Consider the following 21,024-nt stretch of genomic DNA (forward strand, 5'->3'; position numbering starts at 1 on the left):
ATTGAGCGATGGCGGCGCGGCTCTTAGTCTGTCCAGCATGAATGACGGGGCCGTAGAGCTCCTGCACTTTTTCCGTGATCGCTCGTTGTGGAGTTACCGATGGCCGCCGCTTATTACCCGCACCTGTTGGCCCCGCTGGACCTGGGTTTTACCACGCTGCGCAACCGTACCCTGATGGGCTCGATGCACACCGGCCTTGAAGAGAAGCCGGGTGGATTCGAGCGCATGGCGGCGTATTTTGCCGAACGCGCTCGTGGCGGTGTCGGCCTGATGGTCACCGGGGGCATCGGCCCGAACGACGAGGGCGGGGTTTACTCCGGCGCGGCCAAGCTGACCACCGAGGAAGAGGCACTCAAACACCAGATCGTCACCCGCGCCGTGCACGAGGCCGGTGGCAAGATCTGCATGCAGATCCTGCACGCTGGCCGCTATGCCTATAGCCCCAAGCAGGTGGCGCCGAGTGCCATCCAGGCGCCGATCAACCCGTTCAAGCCTAAAGAGCTGGACGAGGAAGGCATCGAGAAGCAGATCAGCGATTTTGTCACCTGCTCGACCCTGGCACAGAAAGCCGAGTACGACGGCGTGGAAATCATGGGGTCCGAAGGTTACTTCATTAACCAGTTCCTCGCGGCTCACACCAACCATCGCACCGACCGCTGGGGTGGCAGCTACGAAAACCGCATGCGCCTGCCGGTGGAAATCGTCCGGCGAGTGCGCGAAGCGGTAGGCCCGAATTTCATCATCATCTTCCGCCTGTCGATGCTCGACCTGGTGGAAGGCGGCAGCTCATGGGAAGAAATCGTCACCCTGGCCAAGGCCATCGAACAGGCTGGCGCGACCATCATCAACACCGGTATCGGCTGGCACGAAGCGCGCATCCCGACCATCGCCACCAAGGTACCGCGAGCCGCGTTCAGCAAAGTCACGGCCAAGCTGCGCGGCTCGGTGAGCATTCCCCTGATCACCACCAACCGCATCAATACACCGGAAATCGCCGAACAGATTCTGGCCGAAGGCGACGCCGACATGGTGTCGATGGCGCGACCATTCCTCGCCGACGCCGACTTCGTCAATAAGGCCGCCGCTGGCCGCGCCGATGAAATCAATACCTGCATCGGCTGTAACCAGGCGTGCCTGGACCACACCTTTGGCGGCAAACTCACCAGCTGCCTGGTGAATCCGCGGGCCTGTCATGAAACCGAGCTCAACTACCTGCCGGTGCAGCAGATCAAGAAAATTGCCGTCGTCGGCGCCGGTCCTGCCGGTTTGTCGGCGGCCACCGTGGCCGCAGAGCGCGGTCATCAGGTGACGCTGTTCGATTCGGCGAGTGAGATCGGCGGCCAGTTCAACATCGCCAAGCGCGTGCCGGGCAAGGAAGAGTTCTTCGAAACCTTGCGCTATTTCGGGCGCAAGCTGCAGACCACCCACGTGGAACTGTGCCTGAACACCCGTGTAGACGTCGCGCAACTGGTGGAGGGCGGTTTCGACGAGATCATTCTCGCCACCGGTATCGCGCCGAGAACGCCAGCGATTCCGGGGGTGGAAAATGCCAAGGTGTTGAGTTACCTGGACGTGATCCTCGAGCGCAAACCGGTAGGCAAGCGCGTGGCGGTGATCGGTGCGGGGGGTATCGGTTTCGACGTCTCGGAATTCCTGGTGCACCAAGGCGTATCGACCAGCCTGGACCGGACAGCGTTCTGGAAAGAGTGGGGTATCGATACTGCTCTGCAGGCGCGCGGCGGCGTTTCCGGAATCAAGGCAGAGCCCCACGCTCCGGCCCGTGAAGTGTTCTTGCTGCAACGTAAGAAATCCAAGGTCGGTGACGGTCTGGGCAAGACCACCGGCTGGATCCACCGCACCGGCTTGAAAAACAAACAGGTGCAGATGCTCAACAGTGTCGAGTACCTGAAGATCGATGATGAGGGTTTGCATATCCGCATTGGCGAAACCGGCGAGCCGCAGGTGTTGGCGGTGGACAATATCGTGATCTGCGCCGGGCAGGACCCGTTGCGCGAGTTGCACGATGGCCTGGTCGCGGCGGGACAGAATGTGCACCTGATCGGCGGCGCGGATGTGGCGGCCGAACTGGACGCCAAGCGCGCCATCAACCAGGGTTCGCGACTGGCTGCGCAGTTGTAACAGCAGGTCCAGCGTGCCAATGGCTGTCGCGAGCAGGCGTGCTCCCACAGATTCAGTGTGGGAGCGAGCCTGCTCGCGATAGCGTCCTTCAAGCGACTAGAATGCTGGCTCTTTCCAAGTACAATCAGACGCGAATGCTTTTTCCTCCTTCCAGTTGGCTCCCCCACGCCCCCCTCGAACCCCTTCAGCTCGATTGGCTCTCACGATCCAGTATCGAAGTCGCCGTCCTGCGCCTCGACCAGATCGACCCACTGATCAGCGGCAACAAATGGTTCAAGCTCATTGAGCATCTCAAGGCCGCAGACCTCGTCGGTGCCAAGGGCATCATCAGCCTCGGCGGCGCGCACTCCAATCATCTCCACGCATTAGCGGCGGCAGGCAAGCGCTTCGGCTTCGGCACCGTCGGGCTGTTGCGCGGTCATCCCCAGGACACGCCCACCGTTCTAGACCTGCAGGCGTACGGCATGCAATTGCACTGGCTGGGTTATGGCGGTTATCGCGCGCGGCATGAGGCAGGGTTCTGGGAGCCTTGGCGCGCCCTGTATCCAGACTTGCTGGCGGTGCCGGAAGGGGGCGGCGGTTTGCTCGGGGCCAAAGGCTGCATGCAACTCAAGTCGATGGTCGCCCAGCAATTGCATGGCCTGGGCTGGAGTGGTTACGACGGCTGGTGGCTGGCCTGTGGCACCGGTACCACCCTGGCCGGCCTGGTGCTCGCGGAGGCGGGTGCGCATCCGGTCCACGGCGCGCTGGCGGTACCGGATGACCATGGCGTGGAGCAGCAGGGCGAAGCAATCATGCAGCAGGCCGGGTCGCCCCACAGCGCTTATCAATTGCTCGACGCCAGTCGCGGCGGGTTCGCAAAGGTCGATGCGCCGTTGCTTGAATTCATCGAGCAGACCGAGCAGGCCAGCGGTATTGCACTGGAACCGCTCTACACCGGCAAGGCATTGCTCGCGCTAAAGCAGCACATCGACGCCGGCAAACTCAAGCCAGGGTCGCGCCTGATCTTCATCCATACGGGCGGCTTGCAAGGCCGGCGAGGATTTCAGGCGGCGCCAAGTCCCTGAGCCCCGCGTTCGCCTCAGCCCCGTTTAGGCATCACCCGCAACAAGGTGTTATCACGCACCACGTAATGGTGATAAACCCCCGCCAGTGCATGCAGCCCAATCAGCCAGTAGCCGATCGTGCCACCCAGCTCATGCCAGCCCTCGATCTGTTTCCCCAGCGCCTTGTCTTCCGGGATCAGTAACGGCAGGTCAAAGCCGTAGAACATCACTTGGTGGCCCTTGGCGCTGGTGGTCAGCCAACCCAGTATCGGCATGGCAATCATGAACAGATATAACGCCCAATGCATCGCCTTGGCGAGTGCGTTTTGCCAGCGCGGTGAGGCCGGGAATATTCTGGGGGCGGGGCCGACACTGCGCGCCAACAGGCGCAGCCAGACCAGGACGAAGACCGTCAGGCCGAGCATGAAATGCGATTCGGTGATCAACGTCCGCCCGCCACTGCCTTTGGGGAACGCTCCACGAAACTCGATACAGGCATACACCAGCGCCAGCAGGACCAACATCAACCAATGCAAGGTGATGGATACGGTACTGTAACGTGATTCAGAACTCTTCCACGGCATACAGGTATTCCTCACGGGCGGTTTGCAGGTTCACCGCTCTTTCGACGGTGTGCCTTAACTGTAAGCCCGTTTCGTCCCGTGCGCCTGTCGCGATGCTTCTTTCAATGCCCTGGGTCAATCTTCAGCCAACAAAAAAGGCGCCAGGCCCGACGGGGGCTGGCGCCTTGGAGGATCACGACAGCGTGATCAACGCGTCTGAGGCATTTCGCCGTTGGCCAGGCGTTGGTTGATGTCGGCGATGACTTCGGGCAGGTCCGAAATCGTGTCGATCATATAGTGCGGGCGCGAGCCTTCGAACATGGCGTGAATGCGCTGGCGCTCGCTGTCCAGCTGGTCACTGCCGAGGGCGCGATAGCCCTCGTAGTCCAGGCCCAGTGCGTTACCCGAACAGATCAGGGCAACCGTCCACATTCCCGCGCGACGTCCTTCGAGAATGCCCGGCAGGGTGTCGTCGATCTTCACGCACGCGGCAACGTCGTCGATGCCCAGGGCTATCACGTTGGCCAGCGCCTGGGCCGGCCATGGGCGACCGTTCGGAACCTCATCGGTGGCGACCACGTGGTCGGCGACGTAACCGTTGGTGGCCGCCAACTCGACCACTTTGTCCATGACCTGCTTCGGGTAACCGGAGCAGGAACCGATTTTGATGCCTTGTTGGCGCAGGTTGGCGATGGTATCCAGTGCGCCGGGGATCAGCGCCGAATGCTCGGCGATTTTCTCGATCTGCAGGGGCATGAAGCGTTTGTAGATGGCGGTGACGTCATCGTCGTTGGGCGTGCGTCCGAACACCGCGCGATAACGCTCGGCAACCTGTGGCTGATCGCACAAGGTGCGGATGTGATCCCACTTGCCCATGCCCATCGGCCCGCGAGCTTCTTCGATGGACACCTGGACGTCGAACTCGGCGAAGGCTTCGACAAAGATCTGGGTCGGCGCGAAAGAGCCGAAGTCGACGACGGTACCGGCCCAGTCGAGGATGGCGGCCTGGAGTTTGGTTGGGCTGTTGTAGTTCATGGTGACGAATTCCTGTGTGGGCACAATGTTCAAATGATTGGCTTTATGTTGGGGTGAGCCTGCTCGGCAAAGCAGTCTTTCATTCCACGGTGTGTTGACTGATCGGGCGTCATCGCGAGCAGGAGCACTAGATTTCGAGCACTTCCATCTCCCGCAGCACTTCAGCCACCGCCGCCACAGCCGCGTGCATCTCGGCCTGGTTGACGTGGCCGATGCAGCCGACGCGGAAGGTTTCGACCTGGGTCAGTTTGCCGGGGTAGAGAATGAAACCCTTGGCCTTGACCCGTTCGTAGAACTCCTTGAACTGATAGCGCGGGTCCTTTGGCGCATGGAAAGTGACGATGATCGGCGCCTGGATCGCAGCGGGCAAAAAGCTGCGCACGCCCAGTTTGGCCATGTCGTCGAGCAATACCTGGCAGTTGTTGGCGTAGCGCTGGTGCCGGGCCGGCAAGCCGCCTTCTTCGTTGTATTGCAGCAGGGCTTCATGCAGCGCCGCGACCACGTGGGTCGGCGGGGTGAAGCGCCATTGGCCGGTCTTGGCCATGTAGGTGTGCTGGTCGAACAGGTCCATGGCCAGGGAATGGGAGTTGCCGGCGGCATTGGCCAGGGCTTCCTTGCGGGCGAAAACAAAACCCATGCCCGGTACGCCTTCGAGGCATTTGCCCGAGGCGGCGATCAGCGCATCGAACGGCACCTGCTGAGCGTCGATCGGCAAGGCCCCGAAGGAACTCATGGCGTCGATGATCAGGCGTTTACCCTGTTGCGCGATGACCTGGGCGATTTCCGGCAGCGGGTTGAGGATGCCGGTGCTGGTTTCGCAGTGAATCAACGCGACGTGGGTAATGCTGGCGTCCGCCCGTAACAGACGGTCGACATCGGCCGCCGTGGTGGGCTCGTCTTCGGCGGTCTCGAAAGTGCTGAAAGAGCGACCGAGGACTTCGCAGATTTTCGCCAGACGTTTGCCATAGGCGCCGTTGATCAGCACCAGCACCTTGCCGTTACGGGGTACCAAAGTGCCGATGGCCGCTTCTACCGCAAAGGTGCCGCTGCCTTGCAGTGGCACGCAGTGGTGGCTTTCGCCGCCGTTGATGATTGCCAGCAATTGCTCGCAGAGGCTGGCGGTAAGGTGGTTGAAGCGGTCATCCCATGAACCCCAGTCGACCATCATCGCCTGACGGGTGCGCGCCGAAGTGGTCAACGGGCCAGGGGTGAGCAGGATGGGCTCAGCAGTACTCATTCTCGTGTCCTCGCAATCGATGGCATGAAGCTACGGGACTTAAATTGCAATTTGCCGTGCTATCAATCAAATTGTTTGTTGTTATGCCAGTCATCAGTGAAGGTTATTCATGAACCTGTTCCAGCTACGCGCCTTCGATGCGGTGGCGCGCGAAGGCAGCTTCACAAGGGCCGCTGCGCGGCTGTTCATCAGCCAGCCGGCAGTCACCGGGCACATCAAGGCTTTGGAAGAGCATTACCAGATCACCTTGTTGCGCCGTACTGCGCGACGGGTGGAACTGACGGAGGAAGGCACCAAACTGGCGGCGATCACCCGGGCGATGTTTGGCCTGGCCGAGGAAGCGCAGGTGATGCTGGAGGCTAACCGGCAGTTGCTTACCGGGCGCCTGGAGGTGGCGGCGGACGGGCCGCACCTGGTCATGCCGATGCTTGCCAGTTTGCGCGCCCGGTACCCCGGAATCACGGTGAACCTGCGCCTGGGTAACGCCCAGGAGACCTTGGCTGCGTTGTTGTCCGAGCATGCGGACATTGCCGTACTCACTGAGGTCGAGCCACGCAAAGGCCTGCATTTGCAAGCGTTGAGCGAATCCCGGCTGTGCGCGTTGGTGCCGCACAATCATCCCTGGGCGCAACGTTTGAAGGTGTCTCTCAAGGAGCTGCACGAGGTGATCATGGTGTTGCGCGAGCCGGGTTCGATTACCCGTCGAACCTTTGATGATGCCTGCCTCCAGGCCAGTGTCAGTCCGCGGGTATTACTGGAGCTGGACAGCCGCGAGGCAGTGACCGAAGCCGTGGCGGCTGAGTTGGGCGTTGGCGTGGTGTCTTCGGTGGAAGTCAGCCATGACCCGCGGGTGACGGCGGTGCCGATCATGGGCGAGGGGTTGGTGAATCGGCACATGATGGGGTGCATGGCGCGGCGGCGGGATTTGCGCTTGATCCAGGCATTCTTTGAATTGGCGCCGGGCGGATAGACCGCAGTGCGGCCATCGCGGGCGAGCCTTGCTCCCACAGCCGGTTAGCGCATTTCCTTGTGGGAGCCACCATCATTGAAGAAGCCTGTCCATCATGGCGATCAGACCGGTGGAATTTTTGGTCGATTGCCGACTTTAGGCCGTATAAACTTGCACAAAGCGTCGGCCAATAGATGTTTCGGCGCCACAGACAAGAGAGTGAGTAATGGGCGCACAGTGGAAGGTTAAACACAAAGAAGCGGCATCCAATGCCAAGGGCAAGATTTTCGGCAAATTGGTGAAGGAAATCACGATTGCCGCGCGCAATGGTGCCGATGTCGCGACTAACGCGCATTTGCGCCTGGTGGTGGAGCAGGCGAAGAAGGCGTCCATGCCTCGCGAAACCCTGGAACGTGCGATCAAGAAAGGTTCGGGACAGCTCGGCGAAACCGTGCAATACCATCGTGTGACGTACGAAGGCTTTGCCCCGCATCAGGTGCCGCTGATCGTTGAGTGCGTGACCGACAACATCAACCGTACTGTTGCCGAGATTCGTGTTGCCTTTCGCAAGGGCCAGTTGGGCGCTTCGGGTTCGGTTTCCTGGGATTTCAACCATGTCGGCATGATCGAGGCGTCCCCGGACAGCCCGGATGCTGATCCGGAAATGGCCGCAATCGAAGCCGGTGCACAGGATTTTGAGCCGGGCGAAGAAGAGGGCACGACCCTGTTCCTGACCGAGCCTGCGGACCTCGATGCGGTTCAGAAAGCCTTGCCTGAGCAAGGTTTTACCGTACTGTCGGCGAAGCTGGGCTACCAGCCGAAGAACCCGGTGAGTGGCTTGAGCGACGAACAGATGGCTGAAGTCGAGGCTTTCCTCGAAGGCCTGGACAACCATGATGATGTGCAGGACATGTTTGTCGGCTTGGCGGGTTAATCGGTTTCTTTCGTAATACCGCTATCGCGGACTGGCTTGCTCCCACGGGTCGTGGGAGCGAGTTTGGTGCGACAGGGTCTGTGCCGGTCACAGATCCTGTAGAACCCGGACCACCTCGCCAAACCCGGGCCGCTCCATCACCTGCGCTTGACAGCAACGCTGTTGCAATTGGTCCAGTTGTTCACGGCCATGCGCGGTCAAGCCCGAATCGATCCGCTCCAGCAATTCCCCCAGCAGTACCCCAAAGGCGCGCACTTCAAGTCGCTGCAGGGCGCGGCTTTCGGCACTGTCTGATTTCGCGTGGAAAGACGCCGCGCCAAAGTCTCCCAGCAGGCAATCACCCCGCTCGTTAAAGAGAATATTGTGGCCGTAGAGGTCGCCGTGGGTGATCCCCTGGCGGTGCAGATGTTCGGCCACCGAAGCGATGGCGCGAGCGATGCGCAGGGCCACACTGGCGCTGAAGCGGGTGTGATCGGCGTAGACGTCGCGGCTGCAGGAATCCAGGCTCGGCAGACCCGCCAGGTTGCGGAAGCTCGGCTCTATCAGCTCCATGACCAGTCCGGTCTGAGCCTGTGGATGGTCGACGATTCGTCCCTCGACCCGGATGAGGTTGGGGTGCTCGCCTGCAGTGATGCACGCGTTCATTTCATGCAAGGGCGAACCGTCGCTGGTCATTTCACCTTTGTAGAGTTTGACCGCCACTGGCAGCTCCCCAGCGCCTGGTCGGGTCCAGGTCGCTCGATGGATCACCCCGGAAGCACCTTCGCCCAGTTGCTGCTCAAGGCGCAATGCCGGCCAGGGGATGACGGCAGTCGATTCAAGCAGCGCAGCATCGGCCTCGGTTTCCAGCGGGTTACCGGCGTACGCCAGCCAGGTCAGGCTTGGCAGGGTGAGCAGCCATTCGGGGAGTTCGGTTAGCTGGTTGGCGGCGACCCGGATCAGTTCCAGTCGATGACAGTGTTGCAGGCTGTCAGGCAAGCGCTGGAGCTGATTACCGGCGAGCATGAGTTTTTGCAGGTGCGGGCGCGCGCCCAGTTCGCTCGGCAGTTCGCTGATGCAGTTGTCAGTCAGGATCAGCCAGCGCAGCAATGGCGGGAGTGCGCTGCCCGGAACCTGCGTAATGCGGTTGGCCTTGAAACCGACCATGGTCAATGAACTGCACTGGCCCAGGCATGCGGGCAGTTCGGTGAACAGGTTGTCCGAGCAGAACAACACCCGCAGGCGGGTCAGTCGATGCAGGTCGTCTGGTAGTTGGCTGAGCGCGTTGCCACTGAGGTTGAGGATTTCAAGGGAGTCCGCCAGGTCGAATATTTCCCGGGGGAAGTCACTCAGGCCGCAGGCGAGATCAAGGCGGGTGCTGCCCGCCAGTTGGCCGGCGCGCAGTTGGTCAAGGGTGTCCATGAAATCGATTCGCTATTCATTTGGAGAGGGGCGCCCGCATGATAGCGAGACATGTGGTGACTGTACCAATCGCGAGCAGGCTCGCTCCCACAATGATTTCCGAGCACCTGTGGGAGCGAGCCTGCTCGCGATTGGCATTCAAGGCGAAGAATGATCAATTCAACTCATTGATTTCCATCAACTGCCCCAGCCGACTGCGAGTTCGCGCCAGGTCGATTGCATCACCACCCAGGCTCGCACTCAGCGAATGCTGGCTGACCAACGTCAGGTGTTTGTCCTGATCGTAAAGCACGTCGACCAGGTTGATAAACCGCTGCTGCGCGGCGATGGTGGTGTCGGCGAGCAGGGGCAGGTCGACGATGATCCAGTGGTCGAACTGTCGGCACAGTTCCAGGTAGTCCATGACGGCCGTGGGGTGTTCACACAGGTCGGTGAAAGTGAATCCGATCGTGCGCCGATCGCTGAAGCGGGCCTGCACTTGACGGGTGCCGACAGACAGTTGCAGGGGCGGAGCATCAGCCTCTGGGAAATTCAACCGGCGTCTGATCTGCAGTGTGTCCGGCCAGAGGTAATGTCCATGGGTGAAGACTTGCTGGGCGTGGTGCCGCGCCTGACTGCGGTAGTCGTGGGGCCCGCCGACTTCCATGACCTGCATTTTCGAGTTGATCAGGTCGATGACCGGTTTGAAACGTGCGTGGTACAGCGGGTTTGGCAGCAAGCCTTCCGGCGGATAGTTTGAGGTGACCAGCAGCAGGATGCTTCGGCGAAACAGCGCCTGGAATAAGCGGGTGATGAGCATCGCGTCGCCGATATCGTGGACGTGAAACTCGTCAAAACACAACACCCGACAACCGTCCAGCAGGTGTTCAAGGCTGTGTTCCATGGCATCGGTCTGCTCGCGATGAGTGAACATTTCCTGATGCAGTTGGGCAAAAAACTGATGGAAGTGCAGCCGCTGTTTTTCGGCGATCGGGACGGCCTGGAAAAAACCGTCCAGCAACCAGCTCTTGCCCCGCCCCACGGCGCCGTGCAGATACAGCCCGGGAAGTTTTCGCTGCGCTGAGCCTGGCAGCAAGGGGGCGTAGTGCGCCATGCAATCGATCACGCGCTGCTGACTGTGGCTGAGGGTATAGCCTTGGGCATGCGCCTTGTGGCGAAAGTAGTCGTGGATCACCCTTGCGCTGGCCACCGGTGTAGTCGATGCCTTGGCAAACAGGCGGCGCAGTGCCGGCCAACGTGGTGTGAGTCGCAAACGCTTGGGTGGTCGAACAGCCACTGGAATGTCACCCCGTGATTTTCTCGCCGGCGCCCCGCGCGGCGGCGGCACAGTTTAACCAAATGGGTAGTTTTGCTTCCAGCGCTGTGGGTCAAAACGTTTTCGTTTGCCTGAGCAACTGCGCCGCTGGCGTATCGCTGGGGCTGACCATTGCATAGTTATACCCGGCACCTGACCAGTACTCGGCCTGCAGCTCACCATCGCTGCGACTGCCTCGGGGTAGCAGGAAGTTCTTCGGCCCTGGCGGGCGCACGTAGAAGCTGATCTTCTGTCCGTTCCGGTTCTCGTAGACCACCATCGCCGCCGGCCCTTGCTCGGTGCTGAGCAGGCGCCCGCTGACCGGTTTGAAGCCGGCGTGAGCGAGGTCGGGAAGTCGGTTGGCCTGGGTGAAATAACGGTCTAGCCAGGCCTGCATGTCGCCCTGTTCGCCGACTTTGAAGTCCGCCGGCAACAGGCCTTGCTGTGCGATCAGACGATACGCCTGCATGGCATCGGCCATCGGTGCCGCAGCGCTGAGCAGGGTCATTTCCCGGGCCTGCCAGCCGCTGAAACCGCCAACGCCGACGGCCAGCAGCAGTACGGCGGCGCTGGCCAGGTGACGGCGGGATTGGCGCTTGAGCCCTTGGCGAATGAGCGCCGGCTGCAGCTGCGGATTGGCCGGTTGCTGCAGCGCGCCGCTCAGATCGGCTCGCAACTGTTGGGCATCCTGCTGCCAGGCGCGCACGGTGGCGGCCACGGGCGGATTGTTTGTCAGATAAGTTTCAACCAGAAGTCGGTCCGCCGCGCTGAGCTGGCAGTCGATGTAGGCGTGCAGATCACGCTCGTCAGGGGGCATGCTGATCATTTGAGTCTCCGCAGGGCAGGGCGGGTGATTTCACCTTCGCTGAGCTGGCGCAACGCCTGGCGGGCGCGGGACAGGCGGGACATCACGGTGCCAATGGGCACTTCGAGAATCTCGGCCACCGCTTTGTAGCTCAAGCCTTCGACTGATACCCACAGCAACAGTGCGCGTTGCTCGGTGGTGAGCTGGTCGAAGGCCTTGAGCGTCGATTGCGCGATCACCGTGCGCTCTGCAGACGGCTCGGCTTCTTCACGGCCGGTAAAAAATTCGAGCATTCGCGCATAACGCCGGGAGCGCCGGTGGGCGTCGAGGAACTGTCGATAGAGAATCGAGAACAACCAGGCGCGCAAGTCTCCCTCCGGGCGTTTGTCGCTCCAGCGTGAGAGTGCGCGCTCCAGGCAGGTCTGCACCAGATCATCGGCGCTGCTGGGATTACGCGTCAGGGACAGCGCAAATCGCCTCAACCTGGGAATGATTTCACTCAGTTGTTCGTCGATATCGTTCATGAAGTTCTGACTAGTCACTACGCTGTGGACCAGGAAGACGCTCGGCGTTCGAGGTTATTCCACGCGCGAATAAATAAACACCCGGTGATGGAATAAACCGTCCGGGGGTTCGTCTGCTTGATTCTTCTCACTTGCGGCCACAGGCCCTGGAGTCTTTCATGGTAGATCGCTCATCACCGCCCACCCGGCCACCGCTGAGCGCCACCAGCCTGGTGTTGCGCCTTGGCGGTATCGCTTTGGTGGTCGCCGCCGTTGCCGGGGCCTTTGCCTACGTCAACGGCACATTTGACCCACAGCGGCTGACGCCGAAAAAACTGATTAACGTGCTGGAAACCAACAACGGCGTGCACCCGGGGTACCGGCGCAACCACTCCAAAGGTGTTTGCGTGATCGGGCATTTCGAGAGCAGCGGAGAGGCGCGCAGCTACTCCAGCGCCCAGGTATTCAATGAAGCACGCACCCCGGTGGTCGGGCGGTTCGCGCTGCCGGCTGGCAATCCCTACGCACCGGACAGCAGCGTGCCGATCCGCAGCATGGCGCTGCGCTTTACCCAGGCCAATGGACAACAATGGCGCACCGGGATGAACAGCATGCCGGTGTTCCCGGTTGGCACCCCCGAAGCCTTCTATCAATTGCAGCAGGCCCAGTCACCCGTACCCGCCACCGGGAAACCCGACCCTGCGGCGGTACCAGCATTCTTCGGCGCGCATCCGGAAGCTGCGCCGTTTCTGGCGTGGATCAAAACCGCCAAGCCGTCGGCCAGCTACGTGACTGAAACCTACAACAGCGTGAACGCGTTTTACCTGGTCAACGCCGCCGGTCAGCGCCAGGCGGTGCGCTGGAGCATGGTGCCGGTTGCCCAGGATTCACCCGGTGCGACGGCGCCGCAAGGCACCGATTTTCTCGAGCAGGACCTGGCCCAGCGAATGGGCGCCGGGCCGTTGCGTTGGCAGCTGAACATCACCCTGGCCAACCCCGGTGATCCGATAGACGATGCCAGCAAGGCCTGGCCCGAAGGGCGCAAGGTGGTAAATGCCGGGACTCTGGTGCTCGAAAACGTCCAGCCGCAACTCAGTGGCGAGTGCCGGGACATCAACTATGACCCGCTGGTACTACCTGCCGGCATCGAGGGCTCGGGCGATCCACTGCTCGCCGCTCGTTCAGCCGGTTATGCCAGTTCCTACTTGCGTCGTACCAGTGAAGTCAGCCAGTTGCCCGCCGCCAAACAGGAGGCTCGCCAATGAGCACTCAACCGAACCACTTCGCGCCATTGGCGCGGTTGCTGCACTGGCTGATGGCACTGATGGTTATTGCCATGCTGTTTATTGGGGCAGGCATGGTTGCCTCGGTGTCCGAGCGTCATGAGTGGCTGATCCACCTGCACAAACCCTTGGGCATCGCCATTCTGGTGTTGGTGATCGTGCGCATCGTCGTGCGTTTTTCCACTCGACAGCCGCCACTGCCTGCCGATTTGCCGGGATGGCAAGTGCTCGCGGCCAAAGGCTCGCACCTGCTGCTGTACGCACTGATGCTGGTATTGCCGCTACTGGGGTGGGCAATGATTTCGGCGGCGGGCGATCCGGTAATGCTCAGCAGTTCGTTGCAGCTGCCTTCGATTGTACCGGCCAACGCGCAGGTATTTGCCATTTTGCGCAAGGCCCACGGGTACCTGGCCTACCTGCTGTTCCTGACCGTGTTGCTGCACCTGGCGGCGGCGCTGTTCCATGGCTGGGTGCGCCGTGACGAGGTGCTCGACAGCATGCTGCGGGGCAAGGACCGCGCCTGACTTCGATGGCCGCAGCTGCAGCTGCGGCCATAGCCAATCAGCGCAACACGTCAACCATATCGGCAACAGTCGTCAGCACGTCCTTGCCCAACTGTTTGGAGCGCTTGCCCGACCAGCCCGTCAGCGGGTTCGGCGCGTCGTCGTTGTCCTTGAAGGGCATTTCCAGGGTCAGCGACAGGCAGTCGAATTTCTCGCCGACGCTGTTGCACGCCAGGGTCATGTTGGCTTTGCCCGGCTCATCGCGGGTGTAGCCGTGCTTGGTCTGGAAGTCCTTGGTAAGGTGCTTCAAATGACTGCGAAATTGCTCTTCGAGTTTAGCGAGCCGCGGGGTGTAACCAGGGTTGCCCTCGCAGCCGGCGGTGAACACGTAGGGAATCTCTTCGTCGCCATGAATGTCGAGGAACAGGTCAACGCCGTAGCGTTCCATCTGTTGTTGCACGAACAGCACTTCAGGGCTGACTTCCTGGCTGGCGTTCTGCCAGGCGCGGTTCAGGTCCTGGCCCATGGCATTGGTGCGCAGGTGGCCATGGAAGGCGCCGTCCGGATTCATGTTCGGCACCAGGTACAGATCGGCACTGGCCAGTAGTTTGTTCAGGACCGGGTCGTCGTGTTTTTCCAGGCGCTCAATCACACCTTCCATAAACCATTCGGCCATATGTTCGCCCGGGTGCTGCTGGGCAATCATCCACACCTTGCGTCGACCCTCGGCTCCGGTGCCTTTGCGCAGAAGCTGGATGTCCCGGCCTTCGACGCTTTTACCGGTAGCCAGCAGCTCGGTGCCGGCCTTGGTCAGCGCCTGCTCGATCAGCCAGTCGTGCCGCCCGCGACTGTAGGGTTCGAAGTAGGCGAACCAGGCATGGGTAGCAGTGGCTTCCAGGCTGAAGCGCAGGCAGTCGCCTTCGAAGATGGTGGGTACCCGGAACCAATTGACGTGGTCATACGAGGCAACGGCCTGGTAACCGTCCCAGGCCTTGTTATAGGAGGACTTGCTGGCGTTACTCAGGCGAAACCAGTGCTCCTGGCCCACGTGCAGGCCGCTGGCCTTGAAGTGGAACCACTGGAAGTGCGGGCTGCGGGTATCGGGTCGAATGGCCAGCAACGCTTGCAGCGGATTGCTGATATCGATCACTTCAATATTGCCGCTGTCGAAATTTGCGCTGATGTCGAAAGAGGATTTAGCCACGGTCATAGTCGATTCCTGAATATGATTTTTATGGCTGTTACTTTACACGCAGGGAAGGGAAAAATCGGGGAAATTGCCAGGAATTTGGGGGGCGTCCTCCTTGACGCCGACGCAGCTTAGAGACTGTGCGATTGATTCTCAAGTGCTATTTATCAATAGTTTGGCCCAATGTTACCGGGCCTCTCTTGCCAAGGAACATTCTTTTGATATCATCCGCGCCATCGAATTAGCAGTGCCTGAAGACTTCATTAGCCTGAAGCCAAAAGCCAGAATAACTGGCAAAAAAAGACCCGGCAAAAAGCCGGGTCAAAAACCGTGATTAGCCTGATGAGGAGATAGTCCAGGAGACCGACCTAAGGTCTCTTGGTCCATCGACTGATCTCGCGACCAGATGATGCAATAATAATCATTCTCGTTTGCAAGTCAAACGCTTTTCGCTGTTCGCCAGGGAAATTCTTTCCTGGTGCCTTCGTTTCAGCCCTTCTTACCTTCGTCAAGCGACCGATCCACCATGGCCCTGGCCATATCGATCAGGTGCACCGTCGACAGCGTCAGGTCCCGGCTGGCGCCTTGAAGGTTACTGGCCGACTCATAGGCAATGGAGGCCGCGCACCGCATCAGGTCAGAGGCATGTACAAGTGCCTCCTCGCTGCTGACGTTCTTGTTTACAGCAAAAAAGCGCGGTTGTTCGGGCTCTGCTGACACGGCTGGTTTCAAGTAATGATCGAGCGCGCGCTGTGCGGCAGCGAAGCCCTGTGGCGAGTTGAGGGTGATATCCATTGGCTCGTCGGGCAGGTCGGTGCTGGTGATTGCCATGGTGACGTAAACTCCTTTTTTATGGTCAAATCCGGAAAACCAGATTAGTACAAAACGTATTTGTTTCGACCAATGAAATAATACAGATTGTGTTTTGAGCGCGGACAGGAGCCCGCGTATCGTGCCGGACATGGATAAATGGATTGAATTGGTCAAGGCCAAGATGAGTGAGCTCAATATCACTCAGGAGATACTCGCAGACCGTCTTGGGATGTCGCAGGGTGGTGTTGGACACTGGCTGAATAAACGACGTCAGCCCGCTGTCGACGACATGAACCGTGTGCTGCAAGCCTTGGGCCTGGATTTCCTCGAAGTGGCAATGGTGCTCCGGGAGGTCGAGGCTTACGAGGAAGATAATCCTCCCTTGGCGCAGCGCTATAACCCTTCATTTCGCTACCCGATCAGTGATTGGCAAGACGCACAGCAGCTGCGCGATGGGGAGTTGCCGGTGTACGGTGCGACGCAGTTCGAGCTGTCCGACTACCACGCTCGTGGCGGCGCGTTCTGGCTCAAGGTAGAGGGTGATGCGATGAACGCGCCCAGTGGGCCGAGCATTGCCCACGACATGCTGATCCTGGTCGATCCGGAGGTTGAGGTGCTGCCCGGCAAGCTGGTGATTGCCCAATGGCCCGGCAGCGCCGCAGCCACTTTCCGCAAATTGATCGAGGAGGGCGGCCAACGTTACCTGGTCCCGCTCAACCCTACTTATCCGAAGGCTTTGTACACTGCCGACTGCCGAATCATCGGCGTGGTCGTACAGGCCACCGCCAAGTTCTGATCAGATCGGCCCTGCCAGGGGGTAGGACCGTTCCTTGTTTCAAGCCTCTTGCAGCTCGACCAGCGCGGTGCCTTCACTGACCATTTCGCCTTCCTGGTAGTACAGCGCCTTGATCACTCCCGCGTGCGGCGCACGAATGCTGTGTTCCATTTTCATGGCTTCCAGCACTACCAGCTGCGCGCCGGCTTCAACCGATTGCCCGACCTCTACCAGGACCCGCACGATACTGCCGTTCATGGGTGCGGTCAGGCCGCCCTGATGACTATGACTGGCTTCCACGGCACTGATCGGGTCGTAGGATTCGATGCGGCGAAGCTCCCCATCCCATTGCAGATAGACCACGCCGTCGCGGCGAATGACCCGGTGCTGTCGGCGCAGGCCTTCTTGCTCGGTCAGCAGTTGCTCGCCCTTGAGCTGTGCTGTGCTTGCATCGACTGCGCCCAGCGTAAGAGCACGGTCCTGGCCTTCGCAGCTCAGGTGCAGGCTGATCTGCGTTGGCAGCCCGGTACGAAAACCGTTGCCGCTCGCCCAAGGCGACGCCAGGTCGTCAGTGCGCGGCGCGGTGGTTTGACTTTGGGCAAATGCCTGGCCAGCGGCTTGCCAGAAATCCTCACCCAGCTCTGCCGGTTTTGGCAGCAACTGCTCCTGGTATCGCGGGATGAACCCGGTATCCAGTTCTGCGGCGGCAAACGCTGGATGGCCGATGATCCGGCGCAGGAAGTTGATGTTGGTCCTGAGGCCACCAATCGCGAACTCGTCGAGCATGCCCAGCAGGCGTAGCCGCGCCTGTTCGCGGTCTTCGCCCCAGGCAATCAGCTTGCCCAGCATCGGGTCGTAGAACGGCGAGATCTCATCACCTTCTTCCACGCCGCTGTCGACTCGACGTCCGTCGCCGGGCGCCGACTCGCGATACAACTCCAGACGTCCGGTCGCTGGCAGGAAGTCATTACCAGGGTCTTCGGCGTACAACCTGACTTCAATGGCGTGTCCGATCAGAGGCACCTGCTCCTGGGGCATCGGCAGGGTTTCACCCCGGGCCACGCGGATTTGCCAGGCGACCAGGTCGAGCCCGGTAATGGCTTCGGTCACCGGGTGCTCGACCTGCAGACGAGTATTCATCTCCATGAAGAAGAACTCGCCTCGCGAGTCCAGCAGGAACTCCACCGTACCGGCTCCGACGTAGCCAATGGCCTGTGCCGAGCGTACGGCGGCTTCACCCATGGCGCGGCGCAATTGCGCGCTCAGGCCTGGAGCAGGGGCTTCTTCGACAACCTTCTGGTGGCGACGCTGGATCGAGCAGTCGCGCTCATTGAGGTACAGGCAATTGCCCTGCTGATCGGCAAAGACCTGGATCTCCACGTGCCGCGGTTTGAGCAGGTATTTTTCTACCAGCATGCGTGAGTCGCCAAATGACGATTGGGCTTCACGCTGCGCCGAGGCCAGGGCTTCGGCCAGTTGGCTGACATCCTCGACCACTTTCATGCCTTTACCGCCGCCGCCTGCCGTGGCCTTGAGCAGCACTGGATAACCGATGCGTTCGCAGGCTGTGCGGAAGGTTTCCAGGTCCTGGGCTTCGCCGTGATAACCAGGCACCAGTGGCACGCCGGCGGTTTCCATCAACGCCTTGGCGGCGGATTTGCTGCCCATTGCATCGATCGCCGAGGCGGGAGGGCCGAGGAAAATCAAGCCGGCATTCTCGATGGCCCGGGCAAATCCGGCGTTCTCGGACAGGAAACCATACCCCGGATGAATCGCCTGGGCACCACTGGCCAGTGCAGCAGCAATCAGTTTGTCGATCTGCAGGTAGCTGTCGGCGGCTTTGCTGCCACCCAGGTCCACCCGGATATCGGCCTCGCGGCTGTGCCTGGCCTCACGATCAGTGGCGCTGTGCACGGCCACGGTGGTCAGGCCCAGGGCCTTGGCGGTGCGCATCACCCGGCAGGCGATTTCGCCGCGGTTGGCCACCAGTAAAGTGTTAATGACGGGCGTGCTCATCAACGCGGCTCCTTCGTGTTTGGGGTAGCGAGCCAGTTCGCCGGGCGTTTTTGCAGGAAGGCACGCAAGCCTTCCTGGCCTTCAGGGCTGACGCGGATCCGCGCAATAGCATTCTCGGTGTAGCGCCGCAGCGCCGGTGTCAGCGCGCCGTTCCCCACTTCGCGCAGTAAATCCTTGCTGGCGCGCATGGCGGCGGGGCTGTTAAGCAGCAAGTTGTCGATCCACTGCTCGACCTTCGATTCCAGCTCTGCCAGCGGGTAGCTTTCTGACAATAAGCCGATCTCCCGTGCCCGCTGGCCGTTGAACCGCTCGGCCGTCAGGGCGTAGCGACGCGCTGCGCGTTCGCCGATCGCTTGCACCACGAACGGACTGATCACGGCAGGCGCCAGGCCGATGCGCACTTCCGACAGGCACAATTGCGCGTCATCGGCACCAATGGCCATATCACAGCAGCTGATCAAACCCAGTGCTCCCCCAAACGCCGCCCCTTGCACTACGGCCAGGGTGGGGATCTTCAGTTTGGCGAGGTTGTACATCAACTCGGCCAACTCGCGGGCATCGTCGAGATTGGTGTGGTAATCCAGTTCGGCGGACTGCTGCATCCAGGCCAGGTCGGCGCCGGCGCTGAAATGCTTGCCGCGGCCGCGCAACAGCAGGAATCTGAGGCTGGTATCGGCCGAAACCTTATCCAGGGCGATGATCAGCTCGCGGATCATCTGCGCGTTGAAGGCGTTGTTCTTGTCTTCGCGAGCGAGCCACAAGGTCGCGAAACCCCGGGGGTCGGTGTGCAATTGGAGGGTGTTGAAGTCGCTCATTTTGTCTGTCTCCACAACTCATGTGTGAGCGGGCTTGCTGGCGAAGAACGATAGCGCGGTACATGGAAGACCGCGGTGAATCCTTCGCCAGCAAGCCCGCTCACACAGAAAATCACATCCGGAATACGCCGAAACGGCTCTGTTCTACTGGCGCGTTCAGCGCGGCCGACAAGGCCAGGGCCAACACATCGCGGGTCTGCGCGGGGTCGATGACGCCGTCGTCCCACAGCCGGGCGCTGGAGTAGTAGGGATGTCCCTGCTGTTCGTACTGATCGAGGATAGGTTGCTTGATCTCGGCTTCCTGCTCGGCGCTGAAGCTCAGGCCACCGCGCTCGGCCTGCTCGCGCTTGACTTGCACCAGCACGCCGGCAGCCTGCTCGGCACCCATCACGCCAATCCGCGCATTTGGCCACATCCACAGGAAGCGTGGGTCGTAGGCGCGTCCGCACATGCCGTAGTTGCCGGCGCCGAAGCTGCCGCCAATGATCACGGTGAACTTTGGCACCTTGGCGCACGCCACGGCGGTCACCAGTTTGGCACCGTGCTTGGCGATGCCTCCGGCTTCGTATTTCTGGCCAACCATGAAGCCGGTGATGTTCTGCAGGAACAGCAATGGGATGCCGCGTTGACAGGCCAGTTCGATGAAGTGCGCGCCTTTCTGCGCGGCTTCGGCGAACAGAATGCCGTTGTTGGCGAGAATCGCGATCGGATAACCGTGCAGGTAGGCAAAACCGCAGATCAGCGTCGTGCCGAACAACGCCTTGAACTCGTCGAACACCGAGCCGTCCACCAGCCGTGCGATGACTTCACGCACATCAAAAGGTTGCTTGGCGTCAGCCGATACAACGCCGTAGAGCTCATCGCTGCCATACAGCGGGGCGATCGGGGTGCGTTGCTGCACTTCGCCGAGCTTGCGCCAGTTAAGGTTGGCAATGCTGCGCCGGGCAATGGCCAAGGCGTGCTCGTCGCTCTCGGCGTAATGATCGGCGACACCGGAAACCTTGCAGTGCACATCGGCGCCACCAAGGTCTTCGGCGCTGACCACTTCACCCGTCGCGGCTTTCACCAAAGGCGGGCCGGCAAGGAAGATGGTCGCCTGGTTGCGCACCATGATTGCCTCGTCTGCCATGGCCGGAACATAGGCGCCGCCAGCGGTGCAGGAGCCCATGACCACGGCGATCTGTGGAATGCCCATGGCACTCATGTTGGCCTGGTTGAAGAAGATTCGGCCAAAGTGCTCGCGGTCCGGGAACACTTCATCCTGGCGTGGCAAGTTCGCGCCACCGGAGTCCACCAGGTAAATGCAAGGCAGGCGATTTTGCTGGGCGATGGTCTGGGCGCGCAGGTGTTTTTTCACGGTCAGTGGGTAGTACGAGCCACCTTTTACCGTGGCATCGTTGGCGACGATCATGCATTCGACGCCTTCCACGCGGCCAATTCCGGCGATCACGCCAGCCGCCGGAACATCCTCACCGTATACCTCGTAGGCTGCCAGCTGGCTGATTTCCAGGAAGGGCGAACCGGGATCGAGCAGCCGGTTGATGCGCTCACGAGGCAGTAACTTGCCCCTTGATGTGTGTCGCTCTTGCGCTTTGGGGCCGCCACCTTGCTGCACCTGGGCGAGCAGGGTGTGCAGGGCGTCGACCTGTTTGCGCATCGCCGCGCTGTTGGCCGCGAACTCCGCCGAGCGGGGGTTGAGCAGGGTATGCAGGATAGCCATGGAC

Annotated in this window: 20 protein-coding genes; 8 read left to right on the forward strand and 12 right to left on the reverse strand. The window is 60.9% G+C overall.

Going from position 1 to position 21,024, the window contains the following annotated elements; translation table 11 throughout:
• Nucleotides 1-99: 99 nt before the first annotated feature.
• The gene (locus UB23_RS15435; protein ID WP_045060170.1) at nucleotides 100-2,139 is read left to right on the forward strand and encodes an NADPH-dependent 2,4-dienoyl-CoA reductase; all 2,040 of its coding nucleotides are present in this window, start codon (nucleotides 100-102) and stop codon (nucleotides 2,137-2,139) included.
• Between the two features lie 134 nt (nucleotides 2,140-2,273).
• On the forward strand, nucleotides 2,274-3,206 hold the full coding sequence (locus UB23_RS15440; protein ID WP_045060236.1) for a 1-aminocyclopropane-1-carboxylate deaminase/D-cysteine desulfhydrase: 933 nt from the start codon (nucleotides 2,274-2,276) through the stop codon (nucleotides 3,204-3,206).
• Nucleotides 3,207-3,220: 14 nt separating this feature from the next.
• Here UB23_RS15440 and UB23_RS15445 read toward each other — a convergent pair whose 3' ends face one another.
• The 3 genes from UB23_RS15445 to UB23_RS15455 all read right to left on the reverse strand — a co-directional run bounded on the left by UB23_RS15445 (nucleotide 3,221) and on the right by UB23_RS15455 (nucleotide 6,020).
• Nucleotides 3,221-3,769, reverse strand: a complete 549-nt coding sequence (locus UB23_RS15445; protein ID WP_045060171.1) for a cytochrome b — start codon at nucleotides 3,767-3,769, stop codon at nucleotides 3,221-3,223.
• A gap of 186 nt (nucleotides 3,770-3,955) precedes the next feature.
• A complete protein-coding gene (phnX, locus tag UB23_RS15450) occupies nucleotides 3,956-4,783 on the reverse strand; it encodes a phosphonoacetaldehyde hydrolase (RefSeq protein ID WP_045060172.1) in 828 nt (275 codons plus the stop codon).
• Between the two features lie 127 nt (nucleotides 4,784-4,910).
• Nucleotides 4,911-6,020, reverse strand: coding sequence for a 2-aminoethylphosphonate--pyruvate transaminase (locus tag UB23_RS15455; protein ID WP_045060173.1), 1,110 nt, complete (start codon nucleotides 6,018-6,020; stop codon nucleotides 4,911-4,913).
• Nucleotides 6,021-6,129: 109 nt separating this feature from the next.
• On the opposite strand from UB23_RS15455, the gene UB23_RS15460 reads away from it, so the two are divergent.
• Together UB23_RS15460 and UB23_RS15465 are read left to right on the forward strand one after the other, a co-directional pair.
• Nucleotides 6,130-6,990, forward strand: a complete 861-nt coding sequence (locus UB23_RS15460) for a LysR substrate-binding domain-containing protein (protein ID WP_045060174.1) — start codon at nucleotides 6,130-6,132, stop codon at nucleotides 6,988-6,990.
• Nucleotides 6,991-7,195: 205 nt separating this feature from the next.
• Entirely contained in the window at nucleotides 7,196-7,903 is a 708-nt protein-coding gene (locus UB23_RS15465; RefSeq protein ID WP_045060175.1) for a YebC/PmpR family DNA-binding transcriptional regulator, read from the forward strand.
• Nucleotides 7,904-7,990: 87 nt separating this feature from the next.
• Here UB23_RS15465 and UB23_RS15470 read toward each other — a convergent pair whose 3' ends face one another.
• The 4 genes from UB23_RS15470 to UB23_RS15485 form a co-directional block, all read right to left on the reverse strand.
• The gene (locus UB23_RS15470; RefSeq protein ID WP_045060176.1) at nucleotides 7,991-9,304 is read right to left on the reverse strand and encodes a leucine-rich repeat-containing protein kinase family protein; all 1,314 of its coding nucleotides are present in this window, start codon (nucleotides 9,302-9,304) and stop codon (nucleotides 7,991-7,993) included.
• Nucleotides 9,305-9,458: 154 nt separating this feature from the next.
• Nucleotides 9,459-10,580 (reverse strand): cell division protein ZapE, encoded by a 1,122-nt coding sequence (gene zapE / locus UB23_RS15475; protein ID WP_045060177.1) that lies wholly within the window; start codon nucleotides 10,578-10,580, stop codon nucleotides 9,459-9,461.
• Nucleotides 10,581-10,671: 91 nt separating this feature from the next.
• On the reverse strand, nucleotides 10,672-11,424 hold the full coding sequence (locus UB23_RS15480; RefSeq protein ID WP_045060178.1) for an anti-sigma factor family protein: 753 nt from the start codon (nucleotides 11,422-11,424) through the stop codon (nucleotides 10,672-10,674).
• Nucleotides 11,421-11,927, reverse strand: a complete 507-nt coding sequence (locus UB23_RS15485) for a sigma-70 family RNA polymerase sigma factor (RefSeq protein ID WP_045060179.1) — start codon at nucleotides 11,925-11,927, stop codon at nucleotides 11,421-11,423. The genes UB23_RS15480 and UB23_RS15485 overlap by 4 nt, the downstream gene beginning before the upstream one ends.
• Before the next feature lie 158 nt (nucleotides 11,928-12,085).
• Here UB23_RS15485 and UB23_RS15490 point away from each other — a divergent pair, with 158 nt between their 5' ends.
• On the forward strand, nucleotides 12,086-13,171 hold the full coding sequence (locus UB23_RS15490) for a catalase family peroxidase (protein WP_045060180.1): 1,086 nt from the start codon (nucleotides 12,086-12,088) through the stop codon (nucleotides 13,169-13,171).
• Nucleotides 13,168-13,713 (forward strand): cytochrome b, encoded by a 546-nt coding sequence (locus tag UB23_RS15495; protein WP_045060181.1) that lies wholly within the window; start codon nucleotides 13,168-13,170, stop codon nucleotides 13,711-13,713. The genes UB23_RS15490 and UB23_RS15495 overlap by 4 nt, the downstream gene beginning before the upstream one ends.
• A gap of 37 nt (nucleotides 13,714-13,750) precedes the next feature.
• On the opposite strand, the gene UB23_RS15500 is transcribed toward UB23_RS15495, so the two are convergent.
• Nucleotides 13,751-14,902, reverse strand: coding sequence for a M14 family metallopeptidase (locus UB23_RS15500; protein ID WP_045060182.1), 1,152 nt, complete (start codon nucleotides 14,900-14,902; stop codon nucleotides 13,751-13,753).
• A gap of 94 nt (nucleotides 14,903-14,996) precedes the next feature.
• Here UB23_RS15500 and UB23_RS28595 point away from each other — a divergent pair, with 94 nt between their 5' ends.
• On the forward strand, nucleotides 14,997-15,215 hold the full coding sequence (locus UB23_RS28595; RefSeq protein WP_082069190.1) for a hypothetical protein: 219 nt from the start codon (nucleotides 14,997-14,999) through the stop codon (nucleotides 15,213-15,215).
• A gap of 155 nt (nucleotides 15,216-15,370) precedes the next feature.
• Here UB23_RS28595 and UB23_RS15505 read toward each other — a convergent pair whose 3' ends face one another.
• Nucleotides 15,371-15,712: a DUF6124 family protein gene (locus UB23_RS15505; RefSeq protein WP_045060183.1), complete on the reverse strand. Its 342-nt coding sequence runs from the start codon at nucleotides 15,710-15,712 to the stop codon at nucleotides 15,371-15,373.
• 130 nt (nucleotides 15,713-15,842) lie between these two features.
• Between UB23_RS15505 and UB23_RS15510 the strand changes: the two genes are divergently transcribed.
• Nucleotides 15,843-16,490, forward strand: coding sequence for a LexA family transcriptional regulator (locus UB23_RS15510; RefSeq protein WP_045060184.1), 648 nt, complete (start codon nucleotides 15,843-15,845; stop codon nucleotides 16,488-16,490).
• Between the two features lie 39 nt (nucleotides 16,491-16,529).
• Here the strand turns inward: UB23_RS15510 and UB23_RS15515 are convergent, their stop codons facing one another.
• From UB23_RS15515 to UB23_RS15525, 3 genes are all read right to left on the reverse strand, one after another.
• A complete protein-coding gene (locus UB23_RS15515; RefSeq protein WP_045060185.1) occupies nucleotides 16,530-18,485 on the reverse strand; it encodes an acetyl/propionyl/methylcrotonyl-CoA carboxylase subunit alpha in 1,956 nt (651 codons plus the stop codon).
• On the reverse strand, nucleotides 18,485-19,300 hold the full coding sequence (locus UB23_RS15520) for a gamma-carboxygeranoyl-CoA hydratase (protein WP_045060186.1): 816 nt from the start codon (nucleotides 19,298-19,300) through the stop codon (nucleotides 18,485-18,487). The genes UB23_RS15515 and UB23_RS15520 overlap by 1 nt, the downstream gene beginning before the upstream one ends.
• Nucleotides 19,301-19,412: 112 nt before the next feature.
• The gene (locus UB23_RS15525; RefSeq protein ID WP_045060187.1) at nucleotides 19,413-21,020 is read right to left on the reverse strand and encodes a carboxyl transferase domain-containing protein; all 1,608 of its coding nucleotides are present in this window, start codon (nucleotides 21,018-21,020) and stop codon (nucleotides 19,413-19,415) included.
• Between the last annotated feature and the right edge of the window lie 4 nt (nucleotides 21,021-21,024).

Origin of the sequence: Pseudomonas sp. ES3-33 (assembly GCF_000952175.1) — a bacterium.
GTDB classification, from domain to species: domain Bacteria; phylum Pseudomonadota; class Gammaproteobacteria; order Pseudomonadales; family Pseudomonadaceae; genus Aquipseudomonas; species Aquipseudomonas gregormendelii.